General features: G+C 45.4%; 20 protein-coding genes. All 20 read right to left on the bottom strand.

Translation table 11 applies throughout. The features are described 5' to 3' along the window. Positions 1-16 precede the first annotated feature (16 nt). The 20 genes from rbfA to V6669_RS11460 all read right to left on the bottom strand — a co-directional run bounded on the left by rbfA (position 17) and on the right by V6669_RS11460 (position 22,340). On the bottom strand, positions 17-376 hold the full coding sequence (gene rbfA, locus V6669_RS11555) for a 30S ribosome-binding factor RbfA (RefSeq protein ID WP_017689140.1): 360 nt from the start codon (positions 374-376) through the stop codon (positions 17-19). Positions 377-401: 25 nt separating this feature from the next. After that, the gene (gene infB, locus V6669_RS11550; protein WP_338593838.1) at positions 402-2,981 is read right to left on the bottom strand and encodes a translation initiation factor IF-2; all 2,580 of its coding nucleotides are present in this window, start codon (positions 2,979-2,981) and stop codon (positions 402-404) included. Next, a complete protein-coding gene (locus tag V6669_RS11545) occupies positions 2,974-3,303 on the bottom strand; it encodes a ribosomal L7Ae/L30e/S12e/Gadd45 family protein (protein ID WP_017689142.1) in 330 nt (109 codons plus the stop codon). The genes infB and V6669_RS11545 overlap by 8 nt, the downstream gene beginning before the upstream one ends. Then, entirely contained in the window at positions 3,296-3,601 is a 306-nt protein-coding gene (locus tag V6669_RS11540) for a YlxR family protein (protein WP_017689143.1), read from the bottom strand. The genes V6669_RS11545 and V6669_RS11540 overlap by 8 nt, the downstream gene beginning before the upstream one ends. A 25-nt stretch (positions 3,602-3,626) precedes the next feature. Continuing rightward, a complete protein-coding gene (gene nusA, locus V6669_RS11535; RefSeq protein ID WP_062833827.1) occupies positions 3,627-4,724 on the bottom strand; it encodes a transcription termination factor NusA in 1,098 nt (365 codons plus the stop codon). Between the two features lie 123 nt (positions 4,725-4,847). Next, positions 4,848-5,309, bottom strand: a complete 462-nt coding sequence (rimP, locus tag V6669_RS11530) for a ribosome maturation factor RimP (RefSeq protein WP_091017262.1) — start codon at positions 5,307-5,309, stop codon at positions 4,848-4,850. Between the two features lie 256 nt (positions 5,310-5,565). Further along, complete coding sequence (locus V6669_RS11525) at positions 5,566-9,885, bottom strand: PolC-type DNA polymerase III (RefSeq protein WP_338593836.1); 4,320 nt, start codon at positions 9,883-9,885, stop codon at positions 5,566-5,568. A 343-nt stretch (positions 9,886-10,228) separates the two neighbouring features. Then, complete coding sequence (gene proS, locus V6669_RS11520; RefSeq protein ID WP_091031854.1) at positions 10,229-11,683, bottom strand: proline--tRNA ligase; 1,455 nt, start codon at positions 11,681-11,683, stop codon at positions 10,229-10,231. A gap of 62 nt (positions 11,684-11,745) precedes the next feature. After that, entirely contained in the window at positions 11,746-13,017 is a 1,272-nt protein-coding gene (gene rseP / locus V6669_RS11515) for an RIP metalloprotease RseP (protein WP_091031857.1), read from the bottom strand. Positions 13,018-13,130: 113 nt separating this feature from the next. Beyond that, complete coding sequence (locus V6669_RS11510; RefSeq protein ID WP_338593834.1) at positions 13,131-14,270, bottom strand: 1-deoxy-D-xylulose-5-phosphate reductoisomerase; 1,140 nt, start codon at positions 14,268-14,270, stop codon at positions 13,131-13,133. A 70-nt stretch (positions 14,271-14,340) separates the two neighbouring features. Continuing rightward, entirely contained in the window at positions 14,341-15,135 is a 795-nt protein-coding gene (locus V6669_RS11505) for a phosphatidate cytidylyltransferase (protein WP_338593833.1), read from the bottom strand. A 16-nt stretch (positions 15,136-15,151) separates the two neighbouring features. After that, on the bottom strand, positions 15,152-15,919 hold the full coding sequence (locus V6669_RS11500) for an isoprenyl transferase (RefSeq protein WP_017689151.1): 768 nt from the start codon (positions 15,917-15,919) through the stop codon (positions 15,152-15,154). Positions 15,920-16,008: 89 nt separating this feature from the next. Beyond that, the gene (frr, locus tag V6669_RS11495; RefSeq protein WP_017689152.1) at positions 16,009-16,563 is read right to left on the bottom strand and encodes a ribosome recycling factor; all 555 of its coding nucleotides are present in this window, start codon (positions 16,561-16,563) and stop codon (positions 16,009-16,011) included. Beyond that, positions 16,563-17,291, bottom strand: a complete 729-nt coding sequence (gene pyrH / locus V6669_RS11490; protein WP_338593831.1) for a UMP kinase — start codon at positions 17,289-17,291, stop codon at positions 16,563-16,565. The genes frr and pyrH overlap by 1 nt, the downstream gene beginning before the upstream one ends. A 232-nt stretch (positions 17,292-17,523) precedes the next feature. Next, positions 17,524-18,174 carry a translation elongation factor Ts gene (gene tsf / locus V6669_RS11485; RefSeq protein ID WP_124114084.1) on the bottom strand — a complete coding sequence of 217 codons (651 nt, stop codon included), beginning with the start codon at positions 18,172-18,174 and terminating at the stop codon, positions 17,524-17,526. Positions 18,175-18,289: 115 nt separating this feature from the next. Continuing rightward, entirely contained in the window at positions 18,290-18,988 is a 699-nt protein-coding gene (gene rpsB / locus V6669_RS11480) for a 30S ribosomal protein S2 (protein ID WP_017689155.1), read from the bottom strand. A 295-nt stretch (positions 18,989-19,283) separates the two neighbouring features. Further along, positions 19,284-19,910 carry a hypothetical protein gene (locus V6669_RS11475; RefSeq protein ID WP_338593828.1) on the bottom strand — a complete coding sequence of 209 codons (627 nt, stop codon included), beginning with the start codon at positions 19,908-19,910 and terminating at the stop codon, positions 19,284-19,286. 3 nt (positions 19,911-19,913) lie between these two features. Further along, a complete protein-coding gene (locus tag V6669_RS11470) occupies positions 19,914-20,498 on the bottom strand; it encodes a hypothetical protein (RefSeq protein ID WP_338593827.1) in 585 nt (194 codons plus the stop codon). A gap of 65 nt (positions 20,499-20,563) precedes the next feature. After that, positions 20,564-20,878, bottom strand: a complete 315-nt coding sequence (locus tag V6669_RS11465; RefSeq protein WP_338593826.1) for a hypothetical protein — start codon at positions 20,876-20,878, stop codon at positions 20,564-20,566. Positions 20,879-20,930: 52 nt separating this feature from the next. Then, positions 20,931-22,340 carry a FapA family protein gene (locus V6669_RS11460; RefSeq protein WP_338593825.1) on the bottom strand — a complete coding sequence of 470 codons (1,410 nt, stop codon included), beginning with the start codon at positions 22,338-22,340 and terminating at the stop codon, positions 20,931-20,933. Between the last annotated feature and the right edge of the window lie 58 nt (positions 22,341-22,398).

Genomic DNA, 22,398 nt, shown 5'->3' with positions numbered 1-22,398 from the left:
CGTCTCCTCTATTCTGTTACTGGGATTCGTTCTTGTCGGAACCAATATCGCCAAGCAGCTTCTCAATTCGGCTGCCATAAGCGATGGATTCATCAATCTTAAATATCAATTCGGGAACATGCCGGAACCGGATACGTTTACCCAGCTCGGAACGCAAAAATCCATTTGCTTTTGCCAGAGCTTTGAGCGTGTTATCTTTTTGTTCCTGTTCACCGAAGACACTCAGATAAACTTTGGCTTGCGACAAGTCTCCTGTCACTTCGACTCCCGTTACCGTAATAAAGCCGATACGTGGATCTTTCAGTTCAGACTGGATGAGCAGACTGATTTCTTTCTTGATCTGCTCGCCCACTCTACCTGTGCGAATCTTAGCCATCGTTGTTCACCTCATGCTTCCTTGCTTATCGTTGTACTGTCTCCATAATGAAAGCTTCTATAACGTCGCCTTCTTTGAGATCATTATATTTATCCAGTGTGATACCGCACTCGTAACCTTGTGCTACTTCTTTGGCATCATCTTTATAACGTTTCAGGGAATCCAGCTTACCTTCGTAAAGGACAATGCCATCACGAATCAGGCGTGCTTCCGCAGAACGCGTAATTTTACCCGAGGTAACCATACAACCAGCGATGGTGCCCACTTTACTGATGGAGAACGTGCTCCGAACTTCAGCATGACCGATAACTTTTTCTTTGTAGATCGGATCAAGCATACCTTTCATCGCTTGTTCAATTTCTTCGATAACACTGTAGATTACGCGATGCAGACGAATGTCTACTTGCTCTTGATCTGCAGTTGCTTTCGCCTGGTTATCAGGACGAACGTTGAAACCAATCACGATGGCATTGGATGCTGCTGCCAAAATGATGTCGGACTCAGTGATTGCACCAGCGCCGCTATGAATGATTTTCACGCGTACACCTTCAACTTCGATCTTCGCAAGGGAACCTTTCAATGCTTCAACCGAACCTTGTACGTCACCTTTGATGATTACGTTCAGATCTTTGATCTCGCCATCTTTGATGTGCTGGAACAGATCATCCAACGTTACGCGAGTATGTGTACCCAGATCGGATTCACGTTGCGTAATCGCACGTTTGTCAGCGATGGAACGCGCTTTGCGCTCATCTTCAAACACCATGAATGGATCTCCCGCACCTGGAACTTCAGTCAAACCTGTGATTTCTACAGGTGTTGAAGGTCCAGCCTCTTTCAGACGACGACCTTTGTCATTGACCATCGCACGGACACGACCGAAGCAGTTACCTGCTACGAAAGCATCGCCGACTTTCAATGTACCGTGCTGTACGAGGATACGTGCAACTGGGCCACGTCCTTTATCCAGCTCGGCTTCAATCACTGTACCACGGGCACGTTTGTCCGGGTTCGCTTTGTATTCGTTCACTTCTGCAACGAGCAGAATCATTTCAAGCAGACCTTCCAGACCCATTCTTTGTTTCGCTGATACGTTAACAAAGATGGTATCTCCGCCCCACTCTTCCGGAACGAGTTCATAGTTAGTCAATTCTTGTTTTACTTTATCCGGATCAGCGCCCGGTTTGTCAATTTTGTTGACAGCCACGATAATTGGAAGCCCCGCAGCTTTGGCATGGTTAATTGCCTCAACTGTTTGTGGCATAACACCGTCATCGGCAGCTACGACAATAATTGTAATATCCGTAACCTGTGCTCCACGTGCACGCATTGCTGTAAACGCTTCATGACCCGGAGTATCCAGGAACGTAATTTTTTTGTTGTTGATTTCGACTTGGTATGCACCAATATGTTGCGTGATTCCGCCTGCTTCGCCGCCTGTTACATTCGTGGAACGAATGGCATCCAGCAAAGTTGTTTTACCATGGTCAACGTGACCCATGATTGTAACTACTGGAGGACGAGCTTGCAAGTCAGCAGCATCATCATTCTCTTCCAGTGTTTCGAAACGGTCATCTTCAAGCACAATCTTCACTTCAACCTCAACACCGAATTCACCTGAAAGCAGAAGGATCGTTTCGATATCAAGCTCTTGGTTGATTGTTGCCATAACGCCCATAGCGATGAGCTTTTTGATAACTTCGGAAGCATCCTTATGGAGCAACTTCGCTGTTTCACCAACGGTCATATCACCACGAACGATGATTTTCTTAGGTGTGTTATCAATTTTCTCACGTTGTTGGTACTGTTGTTGATTTCTGTTGCGGTTGTTCTTGCCACCACGGTTACCACGGAAGTTGCCGCCACGGTTGTCATCATAACGACGTCCACCGCTGTTCGAACGATTACCACTATTGTTGTTGCTGCCAGTAGTACCACCTGGTCCGCTTCTGCGTTGGCCTTGTCCTTGGCTCTGACCTTGGCCACCGCTACGGTTGCCAGCAGTACCTGTATTACCACCGCTGTTAGGGCCTGAAGTTCTTACTTGACCGCCACCGCTGTTATTCGGACGTTGACCCGTTCCTTGCGGACGGGATGCAGTACTGCTTTGTCCACCTTGAGCTGGTCTTGGACGGTTAGTTGATTGTCCTCCTTGGCTTGTGCCTTGGGAAGAGTTCGTTCTGTTGCGGCTGTCTTGGCCGCTGGGTCTTTGGGTGCCATTGTTATTGTTGGAATTTGGTCTATTGTTCATACCTACCTGCTTTTCCTGTTGTATTTTTGTTTGTACGGGACTACCGGATGGGTTACTGCTCTTCGGCGTGTTCACTCCGCCGGCCGGCTTGTTGCTGTCCACTGGTTTGTCACTGCGCACTGCCGAAGTAGCAACAGGTTTTGCATCGTTGCCTTGTTTCGAAGCAGCAGTGGATTTTATATCTTTAAAAAATTGTTCCACCTTACCGACTGAACCATTCTCCATGACACTCATATGATTGTTTACGGGAATTTCCAGCTTTTTAAGAATGGTTATAATTTCTTTACTACTCATATTAAGGGACTTCGCATATTCATAAACTCGCAATTTATCCTTGTTTTCCTGTTTACTCAATATACTCCACCTCCGACATTATACCGACTTGCTTGGAGATCATTTTTGCAAACCCTCGATCCGTTACTGCAAGAACAACACGCGTGTCTTTACCGATACTTGAACCCAGACTATCCCGGTCAAATCCGATTAACAGAGGAACCTTATAAGTTCCGCATTTATCGCGAAATTTCTTTTGTGTATTGGCTGAGGCGTCACCCGCAACAATAACCATTTTAGCTTCGGAAGAACGGATCGCTTTAAGTACAATTTCTTCACCTGTTACAAGTTTACCTGCACGCATAGAGAGTCCCAGATAAGACAGCGTTTTAATATTAGTCATGTTCACGCTCCTGTGCTGCTTTGAATTCATCCTCAACCGCGATGAAGTCAGCTGCTAATTGCTCGTAAATTTCAGGTGAGACTTTGCCTTTTAACGCCCGATCCAAAGCCCGGTTTTTGAGTGCGAGCTTAAAACAAGACTCTTTGCCGCATAAATAGGCACCACGTCCGGATTTTTTGCCAGTCAAATCGATCAGCACTTCATCCTCTGGCGTTTTAACAATGCGAATCAGCTGCTTTTTGGGCATCATTTCCTGGCATGCCACACATTTGCGCAGCGGCACTTTTTTTGGTTTCATACGTCAGCGCCCCCCGTACTTTACTTTAGTCGACGGAGACGGAATCCTGATGCATTTCAGAAGAAGAATCTTTTTCTCTGCCGAATTCCTGTTCCGCCTGGCTCTCGCTCTTAATGTCGATTTTCCAGCCGGTTAATTTGGCTGCCAATCTGGCATTTTGGCCTTTGATACCAATTGCGAGCGAAAGTTGATAGTCCGGAACGATAACCCGAGCCATCTTTTCTTCCTCAAATACATGAACTTCCAATACTTTGGAAGGACTCAGTGCATTAGCAACATATTCGTCTACCTGATCGGAGAAACGAACGATGTCGATTTTTTCACCGCGCAGCTCACCCACAATGGTCTGCACGCGCATTCCCTTAGGACCTACACAAGATCCAACTGGATCAACTTCCTCGTTGCGGGAATGTACGGCAATCTTGGAGCGGAACCCTGCTTCGCGAGCGACGGAGCGAATTTCAACTACACCGTCAAAGATCTCAGGCACTTCCAGTTCAAAGAGACGTTTCAAGAGGCCCGGATGAGTACGGGACAAAATGATTTGCGGCCCTTTGGTCGTATTCTCGACCTTGGTGATATACGCCTTAATACGGTCACCATGAACAAACTTCTCGTTCGGCATCAATTCGGTCAGCGGTAAAGCCGCTTCGATTTTGCCCAGATCGATGTAGATATTGCGCAAATCCTGACGCTGCACCACTCCCGTAACGATATCTTCTTCCTTATCTACGAAAGCGTTGTAGATCAGGCCGCGTTCGGCTTCACGAATCCGCTGGGTCACTACCTGTTTGGCAGTTTGTGCCGCGATACGTCCGAAATCACGCGGCGTAACTTCAATCTCCGCAATATCTTCCAGCTGGAAGTGTGGGTTGATTTCTCGTGCAGCAGGCAATGAAATTTCGGTACGTGAATCCAGGACTTCTTCCACGATCAATTTACGGGCATACACCCGAATAACTCCCGTATTACGGTTCATGTCAACACGCACATTCTGGGCCGTGTTGAAATTCCGCTTGTAGCTGGAAATTAGTGCAGCCTCGATCGCTTCAAACAGCACATCCTTGCTGATCCCTTTTTCCCGTTCCAATTCATTCATTGCTTCAATAAAATCCATACTCATGAATGTTGATCCCCCTTTCAAACATGGCATCTCATACGTAAAACGGCGAAAGGCTCTGAACTCATGAGCACCTTGCCGTTATCGTGAGATGTGTCTTTTTCATTAATAAAGTGAACAAGGCACTTAAAACAAAATAGCTAGGCGCGCACTGGCAACCTTATCATAAGAAATGGCATGCTGTTTTTTGCCTGCTTCGATCACGAGTTCCCCGTCATCAAAGGAAAGCAGCTTGCCTTCAAATTCCTTCAATCCGTTCACCGGCTCGTAGGTTGTAACAAAAACATTTTTGCCTACAGATTTGGTAACGTCCTCAGGTTTTTTCAGTGGACGCTCCGCACCGGGAGAAGACACTTCAAGGAAATAGATGGTTGGAATCGGATCGTTCTCATCCAGCTTGGCGCTCAGCTTTTCGCTGATCAAGACGCAATCGTCGATGTCGATGCCACCCTCTTTGTCGACATACACCCGTAAAAACCAGTTGCTGCCTTCTTTGACGTATTCGATGTCAACCAGCTCGAAGCCTTGTTCGTTCAAGTAGGGTTGGATCATTTCTTCCACGGTAGATTTAATGTTCGTTGTGCTCAAAACCAATAACCTCCAACTTAGGTTACACCAGCAAAAAAGCACTGGCAGATTATTCAATACCCAAGATTCTTGTATACCAAAGACTAAAGAGTGGGTTTCCCCACTCTTTAGAAATTCGTACTATCTCGTTCACTTCAAAAATTATAACATAGTCTGGTAATAGTGACAAGTAAGCGATGGTTCAGGCAGTTTACTTACTAATGAAGGAAAAATTACGTTCCTCCAACAATCGCTCTGTTTAGATCCAAATTCAATCCTAGAAAAGGGAAAGCTGATTGCTTTCTGGCAAGCCACGGAAACATCCCATATTCGACAGGAGTTCAACAATGGTCTTACTTGCTTTCGACTTCTGCTGGAAGTCCTCAACCGATAGAAACTCGCCATGATCTCTTGCTGCAGCAATATTGCGAGCAGCATTATCCCCGATTCCTGCCAACGCCGAAAATGGAGGAATTAGTGATTTTCCGTCAACGATAAACTTTGTCGCTTCCGAACGGTATAAGTCAATGGATTTCAGCGAGAATCCGCGCGCTGCCATTTCCAGACCCATTTCCAGAACAGGTAACATGTTTTTCTCTTTCGGAGGTGCCTGGAAACCTAATTGCTCAATTTCCGTAATTTTGCGATAGATCGCGTCATATCCCTGACACATCAATTCGATATCAATCTCATCCGCCCGAACGGTAAAGTAAGTTGCGTAATATTCAATCGGATGATAAAGCTTGAAGAACGCCGTACGTACTGCTGAAATAACATAAGCGGCCGCGTGAGCCTTCGGGAACATGTACTGGATTTTCAGACACGAATCAATGTACCATTGAGGCACTTTACAATTCTTCATCTCGTCAATCCATTCCTGTGGCAGACCCCGTCCCTTACGAACACTCTCGGTAATCTTAAAGGCAAGACTTGCGTCCATTCCCGTTTTATAGATCAGGAACAACATGATATCATCCCGACAACCAATTACTGTCTTAATGTTACACGTTCCGTTCTTAATTAGATCCTGAGCGTTACCGAGCCATACCCCAGTACCATGGGACAATCCGGAAATTTGCAGTAAATCGGCAAAAGACGTCGGCTGGGATTCAACAAGCATCTGACGTACAAACTTCGTGCCCATCTCTGGCACACCAAACGTCGCGACTGGCGACCTAATCTGTTCTGGTGTAACACCCAGAGCTTCGGTTGAGTTAAACATGCTCATGACTTTGGGATCATTCATCGGAATGGTCGTTGGATCGACTCCTGTCAAATCCTGTAACATCCGCATCATAGTCGGATCATCGTGCCCCAGAATATCAAGTTTCAGCAAGTTTTCTTCAAAAGCATGATAATCAAAGTGTGTTGTTTTCCACTCCGCATTAACGTCATCAGCTGGGAACTGAACAGGTGTAACGTCTTCGACCTCAATATAATCAGGTACAACGACAATACCGCCAGGGTGCTGTCCAGTGCTCCGTTTTACCCCTGTACATCCCGAAGCCAAACGATTCAATTCAGCTCCGCGCCATTTCTTGTGATGTTCTTCCTCATATTTCTTGGCAAAACCAAATGCTGTTTTCTCAGCCACCGTACCAATGGTCCCCGCACGGAAAACACTCTTCTCACTAAATAGTACTTTCGTATAGTTATGAGCATGAGGCTGATAATCACCAGAGAAGTTCAAGTCAATATCGGGAACTTTATCTCCTTTGAATCCAAGGAAGGTCTCAAACGGAATATCCTGGCCTTCTCCTTTAAGTGTTCCACCACAATCAGGACACTCTTTCTCCGGAAGGTCAAATCCACTCCGAACACTGCCGTCCAGGAACCACTCGCTGTGTTTGCATTCTGAATTCACACAAATATAATGAGCAGGTAGTGGATTAACCTCGGATATACCCAGGAATGTAGCAACAACAGAGGAGCCTACCGATCCCCGTGAACCTACGAGATAACCATCCTGATTCGATTTTTTAACCAAGCGTTCCGAGATCAGATAGTTGGCAGAAAAACCGTATTTAATAATTGGAATGAGCTCTTTCTCTAGTCGTGCCACGATTACTTCCGGTAATTCCTCGCCATAGATGGACTTGGCAGTGTTATAACAGGTATTACGGATTTCTTCGTCTGCACCTTCCAGAATCGGAGTAAACAGTTTGTCCGGGAATAACTTAATTTCCTCAAATCGATCAGACAACTCCACCGTATTTGTAACAACGACTTCGTAAGCTTTATCTTGGCCCAGGAACTGGAACTCTTCCAGCATTTCCTCTGTCGTTCTAAAATGTGCATCCGGTTTACGCTGATCTTTCAGTGGACTAAATCCTGTAATTCCGTGAATGGTGATATCCCGATATAACTTGTCACGCGGTTCCAAATAGTGCACGTTACCTGTGGCTATGACCGGTTTATTAAGTTTTGCACCTATATCAATGACTTTACGGATCGCTGTTTTGATTTCTTCGGGTGTAGCCACCAACCCTTTATCCACCAAATGCATATACATTGTAAGTGGTTGGATCTCCAGTATGTCATAGAACTCAGCGATCTCTTCCGCTTCTTCGAGCGATTTGTTAAGCACCGCTTCGAAAAATTCACCTTTTTCACAGCCTGATATAACAACAAGGCCTTCACGCAGATTAATCAGTTTCGATTTGGGAATGCACGGTACCCGCTTGAAATGTTCCGTATGAGAGAGAGATACCAGCTTATATAGATTTTTCTTACCGACATCATTCAATGCATAGATTCCACAATGGAAAGGTCTTGTATTCGACAAGTCGACACCTACATAATCATTCAAGCGATCAAGCCTCGTCAAACCTTTCATCTGGGCAGCATCATTTAATAATCCGATCAGTATACCCGCGAGTGCAACCGTATCATCAATGGCACGGTGATGGCTTTCGAGTCCAACCTTATATTTATCCGCCATCGTATTCAGACGGTGGTTCTTATTTTTGGGAAATAACAATCTCGCCAGTTCCAATGTGTCAAGGACCGGGTTAGGAAGCTCTGGCAATCCAATTTGCTTCAGGGAAGCCTGGATAAAGCCCATGTCAAAACGTGCATTATGCGCAACAAGCACACCATCACCAGCAAACTGCACAAAATCACGGATAACAGGCTCCAGCTCAGGTGCGTCTTTTACCATGTCATCATTAATATTGGTCAACTGCTGAATGTTGTAGGGAATGCGTTCATGCGGATTCACAAACGTTGCAAACCGGTCAATTTCTTTACCATCTTGCATCTTCACGGCAGCAATCTCAATAATTTTGTTCTGCGTTACCGACAGACCTGTGGTCTCGATATCAAATACGATGTATGTCGCTGTTTGCAGATCCAATGGCTGAGGAGCCATTACAACGGCAACAGAGTCATTCACAACATTCGCCTCAAGGCCGTAGATCATTTTAATCCCGTTTTTCTTAGCAGCCTTGGAAGCCTCGGGATATACCTGCACCCCACCATGATCACTGACAGCAATCGCCTTATGTCCCCACTCCGCTGCCATTTTCACGTATTTGTCAATTGAAGTTACAGCATCCATCGTACTCATCGTAGAGTGCAAATGGAACTCCACCCGCTTCTCTGGTGCATTATCTTTACGAGACGGCGGTGCTTTAACTTCAATCAGATCCGATGGAATCATCGCGAGTTCAGGAATTTGCATAAACCGGTCATACTCTACACGACCCCGCACTTTTACCCATTTACCGTTAGCCAACAAACTGAGAATTTTAACATCCTCTTTTGTTTTGGCAAACATCTTCATTTGCATGGAGTCCGTGAAGTCAGTCAGGTAGAAGGTAAACAACGTATTTCCGTTTCGTAGTTCTTTACGATCCAGACCAAATACCGTACCTTGAAGCGTGACTTTCTTCTCTTCATCCTGGATTTCCTGCATGGGTACTGCTGGCTCCTTGATGTCGTAACCCATCTGCAAACGCAGATCACCCTGCTCCTCATCCACCGGGATTTCTGTGTCCACTTCACTCATCATCTTCTCGATGACCTCAAGTTCTTCTACACGTTTTTGGGCCTGGAACTGTTCCATGGCCTCTTTATTACTTCCCACTTCGCCCACTTGCATCTTGATGCGAAGAGGTAGATGAAAGTATTTTTCATAGAATTTTGTAATAGCTTGATCAATCTGTTTCTTACGAGCCAATTCCATCGACGTTGCATCACTCATTGTCAGTTGTAGGAGATCCTCTTCACATTCAAAGGTTGTACGGTTCATCCAGCCATTTACAGACGGAATCTCACGGGTAACCCACTCCAAAAACAGATTCCAATATTCGCTGACAATATCACCATTTTGTACCTTGTCCGTATATTTGAAGCCAAATGAAATTTTGGCGATATGATTCATCTTCTCTTGAATATGCAGGCAAAATGTGCGATAGATTGGAGCAGGTACCAACGTATCCTTCGCAATCAGAATATTCCATTCCCGATTACTTCGATTGGTCTCTACTTGTTCAATCCATCCATCCAAAAAATAGGGCTCTAACAGACCAGCCGGAAGCTCTGCCTGTTTCATCAACAACTCAAACCGTTTTCTCTTCTCCTCGAATCCGCTCATCGTGTTCCTCCTTGTACCCCCTTAAAGCATGAAAAGCCCCTGCATTCAAAAATGTCACCGATCCGAACTCGCACCGACTCATTTTATCCGACAGAAGCTCTCCATTCATTACTCTTACAGTCCGTACGTGCCATTATATACATTGAACAAAAAGATATTTACACTTACCACTCCGATAACAGAACAACCTTCCGATCACTGTTATCCCCAGATTTTTTGATTCCCTTTTAGAAAGGGGAAAATCCGGGGATAAAGGCGAACGCTCCGCTTCTTCAGGTTATTTCTGTTCTCTACGTTCTCATGTAAATGTTTAGTTCAATGTATATAGTCAAGCGATCCTGACTTAGTATGCTCTTGCAAACACAACCGTGTGTTCTGCCTGTTCACCACAAGCCAGGCACGTATGCTTTTCTTCCGCAGGCTGGAACGGAATGTTCCGGCTTGTTGCACCTGTAACTTCTCTTACTTTATCTTCGCAAGCTTCTGAACCGCACCATCCGGCCAGTGTAAACCCGCGTTTATTTTCCATCAGTTCTTTCATCTCATCGAGTGTATCCACGGAGTAGAAGTTATCCGACATAAATGTGCGAGCACGCTCTAACATATCTACCTGAATCTGTGTCAGCATAGCCTGGATTTCTTCTACCAGGTTCGCTTGTTCTACCACTTTCTTCTCACCTGTGATCCGTGATACGAGTACACAAACGCCATTTTCCATATCACGCGGACCAATCTCCAGACGAATCGGAACACCGCGCATCTCGTATTCATTGAATTTCCAACCTGGGCGAACATCGCTGCGATCATCCATTTTCACACGGACTCCAGCTTTTTTCAACTCAGTGAACAACTCATCCGCACGCCCAACAACAGCATCACGCGTTTTCGGAGGTCCAATTGGAATCATGACCACTTGTGTTGGTGCGACTTTAGGAGGAAGTACGAGACCACGGTCATCTCCGTGAACCATAATTAATGCACCGATCAAACGTGTGCTTACTCCCCATGAAGTAGTGTAAGCCAGCTCCAGCACATTATTCCGGCTAAGATACTGGATTTCAAATGCTTTTGCAAAGTTCGTCCCCATGTAGTGAGATGTACCTGCTTGTACTGCACGTCCATCCTTCATCATGGCTTCGATCGAGTAAGTATCCACCGCACCCGCAAACTTCTCGGATTTGGTTTTCTGACCCACAATTACAGGAATAGCCAAATATTCCTCAACCACTTCACGATAAATCTCAAGCATTTTCATCGTTTCTTCACGTGCTTCTTCTTCCGTCTCATGCGCAGTATGACCTTCCTGCCACAAGAACTCACTTGTGCGAAGGAAAGGCAACGTTCTTTTTTCCCAACGAACTACGTTAGCCCACTGGTTAATCAGTACGGGAAGATCCCGATAAGACTGAATCCACTTGGAATACATGTGACCAATAATCGTTTCGGATGTAGGACGGATTGCCAGACGTTCTTCCAGCTTCTCTCCGCCAGCTTCCGTAACCCATGGTAATTCAGGGTTAAAACCTTCCACGTGCTCTTTTTCCTTTTGAAAGAAGCTCTCAGGAATGAACATCGGGAAGTACGCATTGCGATGACCCGTTTCCCGGAAACGACGATCCAACTCATCCTTAATATGTTCCCAGATTTCAAAGCCATCTGGTTTGAACACAATACAACCGCGTACGGGTGCATAGTCCATGAGATCAGCTTTTTTGATAACATCAATGTACCAGCGTGAGAAATCCTCACCCTGTGGTGTGATTTCAGTCACGAACTGTTTATCATTTTCCTTTGACATAAGACTCCAGCGTCCTCCCATAACGACTATCTCTGAATGTCCAGAGCGTAGTCCAACCGTAATTATCCGTTAATTAAACGTAATATATCATTGTAAGTTACTGCCAGCATCAACACAAACAACATTGCAAATCCGATGAAATGCACCATGCCTTCACGATTGGGATCAACAGGTCTGCCGCGCAGCGCTTCAATTCCCAAAAATACCAGACGACTGCCGTCCAGTGCAGGTATTGGTAGCAGGTTGAAAATCCCAAGGTACAGACTCAAAATCGCTGCCCATCTCGTTAACTGCTCAATCCCTTGTTTAGCAATTTGCCCTGTCACTTCAAATGTACGAACTGGACCACCAATATCATCCATGTTGAATTGATTGATCAGATGTTTAAAACCTTCAAATATCACTTTGGTTGTATCAACCATGGCCACGCCCGAGACTTTAAATGTCTCTACAAATCCAACAGATCGGGTTGGTAACGTAGGTACAATTCCCACTTTACCGCCCTCTTGTCCTTCTACAGCACGTGGAGTAATCGTTATATTAAACGTATCCGAACCCCGGCGCAGCGTCCATTCCATCGGCTTGTCTTTGGAATCGGCAATCATCGACACCATTTTTTGTGAATCTGTACCAATAACAGTACCATTGATCGTCTCAATAATATCGCCTTTTTGCAGGTTCGCCTGATCGGCTGCCCCACCTTCAAGCACTTCACCAATTTCAAGATTTTTTGGGTTTTCTACCGGAACTCCTGCCATCTGCGCATATACAGCAAACAGCACAAAGGCCAAGATAAAGTTCATGAGTGGGCCCGCAAAAATAGCCAATGCACGCTGTCCAACGGTTTTGCTGCCGAATTGACGATCTTTCGGTGCAATCTGCGTTTGTTTGCCACGACTTACCAACATTGCTTGAGGATGAATACGATACTCCTGAATCTCACCATCTACATCCAGTTGAAGCTTCAGGGCGTTCTCCATATCAATGGAGATGACTTCACCACGTATTACATTTTTACGGTTATCCAACTGATCCAGATAGATCATCTTCACCTGGTCATCCGCTGATCTTACCGCGATGGTCTGTCCTTCCTGGATCTCTACCAGTTCCGGATCTTCCCCTGCCATCCGTGCATATCCACCAAAAGGCAACAAACGCAATGTAAACTGGGTCTCGTTTCTTTTATATGAGAACAATTTGGGACCAAAACCGATCGCAAACTCCCGTACAAGAATACCGGCGCGTTTGGCAAAATAATAATGCCCCCATTCATGAACCGTCACGATGACAAAGAACATGAGCACCGTTAGAAATACCACTTGTATGGTTTCCAATCCCTATCCATCCTCCTTCACGGCACATACCGCAGTCTGTCCCTCTAGATTATCATTATTCTCTGATGCCGCACAAGAGAATCACTTCTTCCAATTTGTTATGAAAAAAGAGATTACAGACTGGCCGCAAGCTTACGGCTCTCCTGATCACAACGCGCGATCTCCTGCAGATCAGGCTCGTCCACATTGTGGTGTGCTTCCAGCACAGAAGCAATAATATCTTCTATTTTAAGGAATGAAATCTCTTTACGCAAGAAACGGGCTACAGCAACCTCGTTGGCTGCATTAAACGCCGTCGTTGCGGTTCCTCCCATTTTACCACACTCATACGCCATTCTTAAACACGGGAACCGTTCCATATCCATCTCACGGAAATGTAATTTCCCAGCTTGAGCAAGAGACAGACGCTGTGCTGGTGATGGCAAGCGGTCAGGATAAGTCAGTGCATATTGAATTGGAACTCGCATATCCGGATTCCCCAGTTGTGCGATGATGCTAGTGTCATCAAATTCCACATATGAATGAATAACACTCTCTGGGTGAAGCAATACATTAATCTGATCATATCGAAGACCAAATAACCAATGTGCTTCAATGACCTCGAGACCCTTGTTAACCATCGTTGCCGAGTCTATCGTAATTTTGGACCCCATTGACCAATTCGGATGTTTAAGCGCATCCTCTATAGTCACGCTCTTCAACTGTTCACGGGTAAGATCACGGAATGATCCACCTGAAGCGGTGAGCGTAATGCCTGCCAAGCGTTCTCTGTTTTCACCATTCAAGCATTGGTATATCGCAGAGTGCTCACTATCGATGGGCAGCAAAGAGACTCCTTTGGCAGCCGCTCTTGTAGTAACAATATGCCCCGCCGTAACCAATGTCTCCTTGTTCGCCAGCCCGATCTGTTTGCCTGCGTCTATGGCAGCAAGCGTTGACTCCAATCCAACACTCCCCACCACGGCTGTAACAACCGTATGCGCATCAGTTCCTGCCGCAACTTCTACGAGTCCTTCTGTGCCATAAAATAGTTGCGTTCCTGCAGGCAAATGTGGAGCTACCTTCTCCGCCAATTCTTTGGACCCCACCGATACTTTCTTCGGTCGATAACGTTTGGTTTGTTCGATCAGCAGGTCTGTATTGCTTCCGGCAGCCAGTCCCTCCACTTGAAAGAGTTCTGGATGCATGTCAACTACATCCAGTGTCTGGGTTCCAATGGAACCGGTTGACCCAAGAATCGCAATTTTTTTCATGCTGCACCTCATCTTAAATTATCCAATGCCTACGGCGAACAATGCTGTTATCTCAGACTCATGTTCTTCTTTAGTAGGGCAGTAGCATTAGTATATGTACGAATGGAAAAACAACAATCCAGCTGTCGCACCGATCAAGAATGCCTCCATGCCCTGGGAGAAGACTGCCTGAATCCTTGATATTATATACACGTTTGTATGCAGACTGGATCAAGTCACCCATCTGACCTACAACTGCACAGGCAATTCCGATCACAATCGCTCTCTGCCAGGAAAGCAAACCATCTGATACTAATGCAAAAATAACAGAAGTAACAATTGCAATCACGATGCCACCCAGTGCACCCTCCACGGTTTTGTTTGGACTGATGGAAGGCCACAGTTTGTTTTTACCAATTAGTTTCCCTACAAAATAAGCTCCTGCATCACTGGCCCATATGGAGCCCAGCAACAGGAATGTCCAGAACAACCCATGAAGCAGATGTCTGGATTCTGCAATGTAATAGAAACCGATCCCTATATACAACACGCCAAGGAAAAGCATCGCCACTGTATTGACGGGAACCTTATTTTTGGTGACAACCGAAGCTGTCATCAGTACAAGCATCACTATCCAGATGACCTGAAATAAGGATAGCGGTCTTGCCTCCCAAAGCATTTCCCAAGGAAACACAATGGCAAAAACACCAGCATATCCAATCAGGGCCACACCTGAAAAAGGCATCACCCCGGTCATTTTAACAAATTCATAATAACCGATGAGAGCCATAAGCAATACCAAACCATGGTACCAGGGTCCGCCCAGCATGCAAAAACCTAAAAACAACACACCTGCTATGATTCCTGTCGTTAATCGCTGTTTCAACGGCTTCATCCTCCATCTATTTCAAACCGCCGTAACGCCTTGTTCTGCGCTGATATTCGGCTACTGCTTCAAGCAAATGCTTTTTGCCAAATTCGGGCCAGTATATATCCGTAAACCATAATTCACTATATGCAAGCTGCCAGAGCATAAAGTTGCTTAATCTCAACTCTCCGCTCGTCCGGATCAGCAGATCCGGATCGGGCATGTCAACCGTCAGCATATGTCTATCAATGAGTTCAGGTGTTATGTCCTCTGCCGATAGTTCCCCCGATTTCACCTGCAGAGCGATCTGTTTAACACAGTCCGTCATTTCACGACGACTTCCATAGTTCATTGCAAAGTTCAAAACGAGACCTGTATTATGTTCCGTAAGACGAATGGCTTCCCGCAAGGCATTAATGGTATGAGAAGGTAAATGTTCCTCTTGACCCATCATGCGAATGCGCACATTTTTTTCTATAAGTTCATCCAGCTCTATGGCCAGAAATTCTTGCGGAAGTCGCATCAGAAAATCCACTTCTTCTTTTGGACGCGTCCAGTTTTCTGTCGAAAAAGCGTACATCGTCAGATATTTGATGCCCAGTTCATCCGCCGCGATGGTCGCACGTTTGACCGCCTTCATGCCATTTTGGTGCCCGGCTATACGCGGGAGTCCCAAACGTTTGGCCCATCGTCCATTGCCGTCCATGATGATGGCGACGTGCTGCGGGATATTGTCCTCGGATATAGTCAGCGTTTCCTGCTTGTCAGCCCCATTCCACCACGACCGAACCCGTTTGATCATTCCTGTTCCTCCAAAATCCCTGAAGTTTCTTTATCTGAAGCTTGGAAAAAGAGACAAAACCCCACCGTATTGGAGGGGCTGCGCTTGTCTTACACTTCCATGATTTCTTTTTCTTTGGCAGCGAGTACCTTATCGACTTCAGCAATAAACTTGTCGGTCGATTTTTGGATATCGTCCTGATGTCTCCGGGATTCATCCTCGGAAATATCTGACTTCTCCATTTTCTTGATGTCATCATTCGCGTCACGGCGAATGTTACGAATCGCTACTTTACCTTCTTCACCGAACTTCTTCGTCAGCTTAACAAGTTCCGCTCTACGTTCTTCCGTCAATGCCGGAATAGACAGACGGATCATGCTACCATCATTGGCTGGAGTAAGACCCAGATCCGATTTCATGATGGCACGCTCGATGTCACCCATGGAAGATTTGTCCCAAGGCTGAATCATCAGTGTACGGGAATCCGGAGTACTGATATTAGCGAGTTGATTCAATGGCGTCATTGCTCCATAATACTCTACCTGAATTCGGTCCAGAAGAGCTGGAGTTGCGCGGCCTGCACGCAAAGTAGCCAGGTCACGACGCAATGCTTGAATTGCTTTTTCCATACGCTCTTCGGCGTGTTGTTTAACCGCTTGTGGCATTAATCTACACTCCCTTTAACGATTGTTCCGATACGTTCGCCCAGAACAACACGTTTGATGTTACCTTGTTCCGTAATGGCAAATACGATCAACGGGATGTTGTTGTCCTTACAAAGCGAGGATGCCGTCGAATCCATTACACCAAGGTCTTTGTTAAGAATATCCATGTAAGTCAACTGATCAAATTTCACAGCTGAGCTGTCCTTAAACGGATCTGCTGAGTATACACCATCAACTTTATTTTTGGCCATCAAGATAACTTCTGCTTCAATCTCCGCTGCGCGCAGTGCTGCTGTTGTATCCGTGGAAAAGAACGGGTTACCTGTACCTGCTGCAAAAATAACGACCCGGCCTTTCTCCAGATGGCGAATAGCTCTACGACGAATATAAGGCTCTGCAATCTGTTGCATCGCAATAGATGTCTGTACACGCGTAGGCACTTCAATCTGTTCCAAAGCATCCTGCAGTGCCAGCGAGTTCATTACCGTCGCCAGCATACCCATATAATCGGCAGTTGCACGATCGATGCCGTTTTCGCTACCGGCAATTCCACGCCAGATGTTTCCGCCGCCACATACAATAGCAACCTGTACACCAAGTGCAACAACCTCTTTTACCTGTTGGGCAATCGACGAGATCGTATCTGCATCAATACCGTAGCCGTTTTGACCGGAAAGAGACTCTCCGCTGACCTTTAAGACAACACGTTTAAATACTGGCTGTTCCAATTATTCACCCTCCACTTTGAATCGAACACGCTTGGTGTTCAACCAACAAAACTTCTCGCGCATGGCCTCCTGCTTAAAAAGAAAGGAACACAGTTGTGTTCCGCTCTTTTAGGAAAAACGTTTAACCGGTAAGGCACTGTTTTCCTGAGATATAAGGGAGTTTACGCTTCGAAGTTTCATCATTCTTATATCTTCGAAAATCAATTCTGCTCGCCGGTTTATAAGAACCGTCTTATTTGTTTACTTGGGACATTACTTCTTCTACGAAGTTGTCTACTTTTTTCTCAAGACCTTCACCCAGTTCGTAACGAACGAAACGACGGATGGAGATGTTTTCACCAATTTGGCTGATTTTTTCGTTCAGCAATTGAGAGATCGTTTTGTCTGGATCTTTAACGAAAGTTTGTTCCATCAGGCAGTACTCTTCGTAGTATTTACCGATACGGCCTTCAACCATTTTTTCAATGATTTTCTCTGGTTTGCCTTCGTTAAGAGCTTGAGCTTTCAGGATTTCTTTTTCTTTTTCCAGCTCATCTGCAGGAACTTCTTCGCGTGTAACGAATTTAGGATTAGCTGCAGCGATTTGCATAGCTACATCTTTAACGAAATCCTTAAATTGATCCGTTTTACCAACGAAGTCTGTTTCACAGTTAACTTCAACCAAGACACCAATACGTCCACCAGCGTGGATGTAAGATTCAACAACACCTTCGGTTGCTGCACGGCCTGCTTTGCTTGCTGCTGCAGAAAGACCTTTCTCACGCAACAATTCAGCTGCTTTCGTTACATCACCGTTTGCTTCTTCCAGTGCTTTTTTGCAATCGAGCATACCAGCGCCCGTTCTTTCGCGAAGTTCTTTCACTGCACTCGCATTAACTGCCATTATAAATTCCCTCCAAAATTAAGTATTGTACGTACACTCTAAAAAAAGGGCAGTGAGAGGTTATCCACCTGCCAACCACCCTTTTCATTTAGTTTATAACATATGTTCGAATCTATTAAGCGGAAGTTTCTTCGCCTTGGTTAGCTTCGATTACAGCATCAGCCATTTTACCTGTCAGCAATTTAACAGCGCGGATCGCGTCGTCATTACCTGGGATAACATAATCGATCTCGTCCGGATCGCAGTTAGTATCAACGATACCAACAATTGGGATACCCAATTTGCGAGCTTCCGCAACAGCGATACGCTCTTTGCGTGGATCGATGATGAACAAGGCGCTTGGCAGGCCTTTCATATTTTTAATACCGCCCAAGAATTTCTCCAGACGATCTTTTTCTTTGCGAAGCAAGATAACTTCTTTTTTAGGCAATACAGCGAATGTACCGTCTTCTTCCCAAGCTTCCAACTGTTTCAAACGATCAATACGTTTTTGAATAGTTTGGAAGTTAGTCAGGGTACCGCCGAGCCAGCGTTGGTTAATGTAGAATTGACCAGCACGTTCAGCTTCTTCTTTAACGGAATCTTGAGCTTGTTTCTTAGTACCCACGAAAAGAATTTTACCATTCTCTCCTGCGATTCCTTTAACGAAGTTGTAAGCCTCTTCGACTTTTTTCACCGTTTTTTGCAAATCGATGATGTAAATTCCGTTTCTTTCAGTGAAGATATAACGATCCATTTTTGGGTTCCAACGACGAGTTTGGTGACCGAAGTGTACCCCAGCTTCGAGAAGCTGCTTCATGGAGATTACTGCCATCTTCACACACCTCCTAATATGGTTTTTATTGTGTCCTCCGCCGGCATCATTTTTCGCCAAGACTCTCCATAAGGAAAGCACCCTCAACAAAATTAGCACATGCGTGTGTTTTAACACCGTTATCTAATATATCACAACTGATTGTCTGATGCAACAGTCTTTGAAGCTAAAATCTACTTTTTACTTTTTGCTAGTATCGAATCATTTTAAACTTGATATGTAAATCAACACTAATTATTATCAAGCTTTGAAAATGCACCGTTTAATACGCAAAAACCGCCCTGTCCGAGCATGCTCAGTTTGACGGTTCTTTTGTAATTTTTGCGATAATGGATTTGAAACTTTCACCTTTTTCAAGCGCATAAGTACCCACTTGGATTTTGGTATTGATTCGCTCAGCTTTGCCAGCCTTTATGAATGCTTGAGCATCATCTACGATTCCCGCGGTTTTTAGATTTGCTGCAACGATCGCCAGACTATTGCCTGAACGTACTTTGAATGATACTGTTGCGCCTTTCGGATTGCTCGGCGTTACAGGTTCTGTTGTCTTCGGCTCAGTTATCTCTTTCTGCCCTTCAACTTCACTTGCAGCAGGCTCTTGTGGGTTCTCAGGCTCTGCAGGTGTCTCCGTAGAGGTTACTGTCTCAGGTGGCGTTGCTGTATTCCCCTGCAACTCACTGCTCTCCTGCTTTTTCTTTGCTACCCACTCTGCTTCTGTGTATAGTTCCTCTTCAGAACCGACCAACTTCATATCCAAGGTTTTTGCGGCCGTTTCAAGCTGTTCTTTGGTCATATTGGCAGTCTGCTCGGGGTCCAGATTACTATCGGATAATGCATTTTGTCCGACTGTGGCCAGTTGAAGCAAAACTGCACCAATAATCATGCCGCTCCCCAGGCCAATCCATAAGGATCGCTTGTCCATGACTTAGCTTTCCTCCCGTTCTGCCAATTGCAGTATTAACTGTACCTCACCACGCTGAATGCCTGTCTGCTTGGATATGGCATCCATCGACTTACCTTCAGCATGTAGAGTAAAGAGTTCTGCGTATCGATCTTTAATCGACTCACGTTGTGGCAAAGATTCGACTTCACTGGTCTGTACGTCTGCTTCTAACGCCTGCTGGGCAGTCTCTGCTTGTACACTTTTCACAAGCGCTTGTGCTTGCAAACCTTCGGAAGCTTGTACCGGTACACTACCTGAGTGTGGCACAGGTGATGCGACAGGTTCGTTTTTTTTGCTCTGCTCCAGCTGATCCAACCGCTGCTGTAATTCCTGAAGTTGCAATTGCATGCGTTGATCGGCTGCTGTCGCTTCTCCCTTCATTTCAGCCACACGTTGAATAAGAGCATCATTATCATTTTCGATCTCGGTCATGTAGTGTTCAAGCGTAGATTCCATCTCCTGCACCAGTTGATGCCCGGACTCTTGCGCCTTGTTTTTACGAGGCATAATATAAGCGTAGGCGATGGCGCAAGCCCCTAATATGACAATAATGATCCATGGTGACAAATTGGGTTCTCTCCTTCTGATTCAACCATCGGTGCGAAAGACTGCATGTCCATAACAACCATTTATTATAAAGACAGATCTATGTGTTTTCCTTTGTACGGGTGCTCTGCAGGTTTAACAGTTTCTTGAGCCTGAGAAGTCTCCTGTCCATCGGAACCACTCTGCTGATCCCCATCATGGGTATGACCATCACGCACCGAAGTCTGTGAAGTTTCGTCCATTGCTTCACTTCGTTGCCTTGCTTCATTTGCTTCTTTCGACGTTTGCTCTGCCAAAAGATTTTGATCCGTAATCGGTCGCTGCTGGGCTTCACTTTGATAACGTCCCGCTTCACTTGTTCGTGGTACCGCAATCTGCAACTCCACTGCTTTGAAACTCATACGCTCACCTCACGGTTTCGAATGGATTTCTTCCTGTGCCTGAATGCTGTACTTAAACGTATGGAACCATCGTAATATCACCATCGTGATAATAAAATGAAATTCGACTCACTGGATCTTTAATAAATTTCGTGTATCTGCCGATAACTATTTTAGAGCCTCCATAAATCATCTTCAGAATATCAACACGAGCCTTACTTGTATCTTCAAGTGCCTTCTCAATTTCAAAGATACGCATTTTCGTTTCTTCACTTATACGAAGAGCGGATTTCTGCGTAGCATTCAGCTTGATTCGCATCGACATCTTATCTGGAGTTAGTTGTCCAGCGGCAGCTAATTGATCCAGCAATGTCAAAGCTTTCTTCGTTTTGTCCAAGGAATCCATCTGCTCTCTGACTTCCTTGCGCAAATCATTGAGTTCGTTACGCAGCTTTGGCAGCACACCAACTTCAATGGAAGTGACCGTGGACATGCTGTTGCCCACAACACGCGCTGAGACGTTCTGACCAGCCTGGATCGAGCCACCAACGATAAGACCTTTGGTGCCCGCACAGATGACACCATGGCCAGCACGAATATTGGAATGCATAATACTTTGGGAAACCAGAACATCTTCACCGGCATCCACGTTGCCTTCTTGAATGAAAGTACATTTAACATTATGGCCTGCTTGTACCAGTCCTTTGTTATAACCAATAATACCACCGGTAATTTCGATTGAGCCGCCTGCTTCCAGTTCAGCTCCTTCGACACCTCCGACGACACGAATGTCACCTGCTGCTTTTACTTTAAATCCGGTAAGTACATTGCCTCGTATGACAACTGTGCCTACAAAGTCGATATTACCATTATTGTAATCAACGTCACCATTGACTTCATAGAGCGGAAACACATTCAGTTTGTTACCGTCCGTTTTGGTAACCAGCCCATCCAGTGCAGCATACATCGCAGAACCATCCGGGTTAATCACAACGTTTTTCCCTACTTTAAACCGAGCTTCTTTTCCCGGACGATAAGGAATTTCCTCACCCGTAACTGCCCTGCCGGGTATACCATCGCAAGGAGCGATCCGCTCTGCAATGATCTGACCACTACGGACATTATTTAACCGGGTCACTTCTTTGTAATCGACAGTTCCATCTTCCGATTCCAGTGGTCGTCGTTCATTCGTATCGTCCATTCCAACCAGAATCTTGATGAAGCCATCTGTTCCTTGAATGGGAGCGACACCTTCTGCAATCTTGTATTTATCTTTCAAATAGGTTTCAGGGTTACTCACAAAAAGTAACAATGCTTCTCGCGATACACCTTGTTTGATGCCCTTGTCCGCCACAAATTGTTCAAGTTCATCGATCGTGCAGGCAAAGCCTTCTTCCTCTTTGGAAAATTCAAGGTAGGCTGTGCATTTGTCGTCCGATAAAACAATGTTTAAACATTGTTCCAAAGCAGTCCGCTGTGTCACTGCAATTCTTCCCCCTTTTAGACTTTCCACTCCCCAAACTCCAATGATATTACTTCTC

Source organism: Paenibacillus sp. Y5S-9 (assembly GCF_036894235.1).
Classification (GTDB): Bacteria; Bacillota; Bacilli; order Paenibacillales; family Paenibacillaceae; genus Paenibacillus.
The sequence above is the reverse complement of the archived record's forward strand: the minus strand, read 5'-3'. Positions and strand labels throughout refer to the sequence as shown.